General features: G+C 39.9%; 2 protein-coding genes. Both read left to right on the forward strand.

Translation table 11 applies throughout. The features are described 5' to 3' along the window. Nucleotides 1–394: 394 nt before the first annotated feature. The gene (locus KDK14_RS19655) at nucleotides 395–1993 is read left to right on the forward strand and encodes a serpin family protein (protein WP_257266911.1); all 1599 of its coding nucleotides are present in this window, start codon (nucleotides 395–397) and stop codon (nucleotides 1991–1993) included. Nucleotides 1994–2739: 746 nt separating this feature from the next. Next, on the forward strand, nucleotides 2740–3057 hold the full coding sequence (locus KDK14_RS19665; RefSeq protein WP_257266912.1) for a hypothetical protein: 318 nt from the start codon (nucleotides 2740–2742) through the stop codon (nucleotides 3055–3057). Nucleotides 3058–3358: the final 301 nt, after the last annotated feature.

Below are 3358 nucleotides of genomic sequence, written 5' to 3' on the forward strand. Positions count from 1 at the left end.
ATAGCTAAATATCCTATTATCGGGATGATCGTTCGACCGATTCTGTCGCCCTGCTGGTTGAATCAATCCGGGAGGTTATTTTCGGGCAGCCTCCCGGGTTGAAATGGTCTTTTGGAATACCATCCTTGACGCAGGAAAATTCCATTCTGTTGAATAATTAATAAAACCTGAACTCTGATTCATTTCAAAGGTATTTCTATGGCAACCCTCTGGTTATTGTAAATAACTAACCGGTTAGTGAATTTTCTGAAAGCGAATAGTTAACTCGTAGTAATGCTACATAACACGGAATTACGGCTATTTGAAAAGCATGCGATGTTCGCAATTCATGGAAGCAGTGTGTTTATCCTTATTAATAAAAAATTAATTATTATCAGAGTTAGGAGAAAATATTATGGAGCCTACTGGACATTCATCAAGACAATTACCATTGTCATCGCAAGTACTAAATGTGCGAAACAGATCCTTCAAAACCACCTCACAGGCCTCGTATCTTGTAAAAAAACTGATTGATAAAGTGTCATTAGGAATTCTGAGCGCCGTAGGCGCCAGGGACGATAAAAGCAAGGTAGTGTCTTCTACCAGCCTGTTTTCGGTTCTGGGTATGCTTCTGGCGAGTATGGATGATAAAGCCAGAAAGGCATCGATTCTGGGTATCTCTGAAAAAGAATTAACTGATGATCTGGAGGCTCAAATCCATAATAAACTCGGTGAATTCAGTGTTAACCACCCTTACCCTAAGCATGCAGGCCAGAAACAGGCAATGTCTAGCACTAACTTTATAGGTTCTGAGTTTGCCGTCATGAATGAGCAGCTTAATCAGATACTGTCTGAATGTTATCAAACCGAACAGCTGGAACGTCCTGACCAGGACAGATGCCTGGCCGACGTCGCAGAAGACTTTGTGAAAGAGAAGACCAATGGAAAAATCAAAAAATTGTTTCATGGTCATTCTAAAACTCGACGAGACCAGATTAAAACGGTAATTGGTAATGTAATGGAATTCGAGGGTATCTGGGAGAGACCATTTTCTAAAGAAGAAACGGCCTCAGGCAAATTTATTTGCGCAGACGGAAGTATTATTGAAAACGTCAAGATGATGAAGTCTACTGAAAATGTTCAATTTTTTGATAACATAAAGTTTGGTGCCATTGGCAAAGAATTCCGATCAGTGAATGGTGAAGATCTTAAATTAGTCGCAATAACACCGGCTGATGATAGTCCGAAAGGGATTAACAACCTTGATTCTGATACAATCAATCACTTGATTGACGGATTAAATGGCCGTAAAATAGAGATCGATCTAATACTACCCAAGATAAAAATAGACGGCAGTTGTGACACTCATTTACTCGACAAAATTTCTCAGACATTTGGAGCCAATGTCATAATGTCTGAAGATTTATCAAGGTTAGGCCAACCCTCAAATTATGATCTGGAAATTCTTCAAAAGATCACAGTATCCATTAATGAAGAGGGAGCTTATGGTCAAGTTGCCACTGCCGCATCAAGAACGCTCAGGGGCTTCGGTACAAAAAAACCATACTTTCATTTTGTCTGCCCCGGTTACATTGCCATTGTAGATGGACAAGGCAATCGGTTGGTGGAGATGCTGATTAAGGATGGCAGCTTTTTAGAATTTTATCCGGACGGTAAAGACTCAGCTGAAAGCTTTCAATCAAATGATTTGAAATCTGATAAAAGTTTGAAACCTGACGACTTGATGGTTTATGTGGGTACACTAATACACCATAGGCTTGATCAGAAAGGGGGTTTTAATGTCAAAAATGCCAATGCAGATAAATCTAAATTAGCTCTCGAAACTGATACGAAGGAAAACGCCTTTAAAATCAGAGGAAATATATTAGAATGGCTTGATTACAAACATGAAGATCTTGTTAAAGTTTGGCAGGGTTATGATGGCTTTGAAGTAGAAGTTTCAGATGCTGCCTGGGATGCACTGTGTGAGAATTTGACTTCTACACAATCATAAACAAAGAAAATACCAAATCCGGAGATTAACCACCTCCGGATTTTTTATTAAAAAAGCTTCAAGGAAGCAGCTTGCGAATTTCAGTCAGCAATTCATCAATAGGGTGGCAAAGTATGACACATCTGCGGATGGCAAAAGAAATTACTCTCAAAAGGAAAGACCTAAGGAACTGTCCTGAAATAACTTCGACATTTCTACAGGCGCTACCCGCCGCCCGCTTCCCGAAAAGCTGGAACCACTTGTGCTTTACGGGCAGCGGATGGCGGGAAGCGGGCTGCGGCATTTTCCCGGACTGATTAAAATGAAGAAGTTATTCCGGGACAATACCTAACTTGTTAGACTAATTATGCGGATTAGACGACGGATTAAAACAGTTATTGGGCAGCTTGCCAAACGATTTGACATTGAAAAAAGCTGGTGTAGGGATATGTGGCATATGGCTTCTAGAATCACCCGAAAGCTATTGGCACACAATGTTGGCTCTTTCTTTAACATAGAAGCTGGCCGACCAGTAATTCATTTTAAAAAACTGATTTCAGCTGAGAAAACGGCCAAAAAATAATACAGAGTGAGTAAAAATAGTTGCTAATTTTCATTGAACTTACCATCATTCAACTAAAAAAGAACACGACACATCTAACGCAGGCATCGCGTCAATTGGAAAAAAAATGGAAAAAAATTAATCAAACCACTAAACTCTTGGCAGAAGTGTGACGGTTACCTGTTGTTAGTAGAGAATTAAAGATATGAATCCAGTACAAAGAAATCAACCACCCTATGAACCACCACCATCATATGAAGATGTAATGGCAGAAGATGCATTATTAGGAAATCATACCGTTCAATCTACGTCCGCTAATGCAACGGGAAATTTAAAATATCAAACATGCAAGGCAATCTTGGATGGCAATTATGACAAGGCGTTAAAAACCATTTCAGATCGGATTAAACAGGGTGAAAAAATTTCATCCCTTTCGGACAATCTTGAAGGTCGTGCATTGCAAGGAGATTGGGAAATGGCAAAATCCCTCGCACGGCAAAGATTAGAACTTGGCCATACGTGAATTGCTGTTATTTTGTTTCAGGAAGATCGGGTCAGGTCTTTCTTTTTGAACATCGGCAAGATTCATGATACAAGACAGGTCTTGATCTTTGGCGTTGATTTTAAGGTTCAAGACTTAACGTAAGAATTCCTGACTGTCCAGCTGAAAACCCAAACGTCTAATGACTTTCAAAAGGAAAGACCTAATGGAATGGTCCGCCCCGTTCCCAAAACGGCTTCAAATGAGCCACAGTAGAATGAGTTTGGTAGGACATCATTCAAAATAAGAAACGGAGCGAACCATCCATGGGCAAGATTAACAA

Origin of the sequence: Endozoicomonas sp. ONNA2 (assembly GCF_024606365.1) — a bacterium.
Taxonomy (GTDB): Bacteria; Pseudomonadota; Gammaproteobacteria; order Pseudomonadales; family Endozoicomonadaceae; genus Endozoicomonas.